This window comes from Pseudoalteromonas sp. CR1 (assembly GCF_019392235.1).
Classification (GTDB): Bacteria; Pseudomonadota; Gammaproteobacteria; order Enterobacterales; family Alteromonadaceae; genus Pseudoalteromonas.
In genome coordinates, this window is record NZ_JAHXRM010000037.1 from 1 (window position 1) to 1,208 (window position 1,208).

Genomic DNA, 1,208 nt, shown 5'->3' on the forward strand with positions numbered 1-1,208 from the left:
GGATAATAAACCCATAAATTAATTAATACTTTAACCTAGTTCGGGTAATGTGAGGCCCAAGCTTTGGCTGCAACCAAAGCCTTTTATACAGTAGTTCGATTGAGCGTAGGCTCCTCTATTGAGAGACCGGTAACAAGTTAGAACGCTGTATAAACTCCAAGCATTAAACTCGGATAGTCAACGGGGCCTCGAGCCCGAATAGCAAGGCAGAGTCAGCTTATTATGAATACAATAAATAATCAAAATGAAATTAACGTCGGTGTCGATACAGGTAAAACACAACTCGATATTTATATCAGGCCTTTAGACATTTACTTTACTGTAGAAAATAATCAAAGTGGCATTAAACACGCCATTCAAATCTTAAAAAAACACCCAGTAACACGCGTTACTATTGAGGCGACTGGTCGTCTTGAACAGCCTTTTATCATAGCCTGCGCTGAGGCGAATATTCCCTTCGTTATTGCTAATCCCGTGAACATAAAACGCTTCGCAGGGGCTATCGGCCAAAAAGCAAAAACGGATAAACTTGATGCACAACTTATTGCTCACTTTGGTGAAGCGATTAAACCGCCTTTATCATCTTTAAAGCCAGAGCAAATGCGCTTGATGAGCGATTTACTCTCGAGAAGACGCCAGTTAATGGATATGCAAACGATGGAGAAAAATCGCTCTCAAATAATGCCAAAAACACTATCGTCACTCATAAAACCTATCCTAACGGCATTAAAAAATCAGATTGAAAAAGTAGATTTCAAACTTCAAAAACTGGTTAGTGAATGTGACGAATACAAAGCAAAAAATGCCATTATCCAAAGTGTGCCTGGTGTTGGCAATGTGGTCGCATTTAACTTACTTAGTGATATGCCTGAGTTAGGTTATGTGAACAACAAAGAGGCCGCTTCTTTAGTAGGTGTAGCCCCATTCAATCGTGAAAGTGGTGTGTATCAAGGTAAACGAATGATACGTGGCGGCCGACCTAAAATAAGAACTGCCATGTACATGGCGATGATGTCAGCCATTCAGTGCAACTCTAAATTTAAAGACCTTTATCAACGCATGGTTAAAGCAGGAAAGCCTAAAAAAGTAGCCATTATTGCGTGTATACGAAAGCTGGTAGTGATCATAAATTCTATGGTGAGGGATGGTGTCATGTGGGATCCTAAAATGGTTTGAAATTAGGAATTGACACCATAGTCACTTGTTAT

At 39.8% G+C, this 1,208-nt stretch carries 1 protein-coding gene; it reads left to right on the top strand.

The annotated features are described in order from the left end of the window. The first annotated feature begins 222 nt into the window (after window positions 1–222). Window positions 223–1,176 carry an IS110 family transposase gene (locus tag KZZ04_RS18400; RefSeq protein ID WP_219423668.1) on the top strand — a complete coding sequence of 318 codons (954 nt, stop codon included), beginning with the start codon at window positions 223–225 and terminating at the stop codon, window positions 1,174–1,176. The last annotated feature ends 32 nt before the right edge of the window (window positions 1,177–1,208 follow it).

What these genes read in the sequence shown, in the direction of transcription:
- KZZ04_RS18400 (WP_219423668.1), top strand. Translation starts at nt 223, where the DNA reads ATGAATACAATAAATAATCAAAATGAAATTAACGTCGGTGTCGATACA.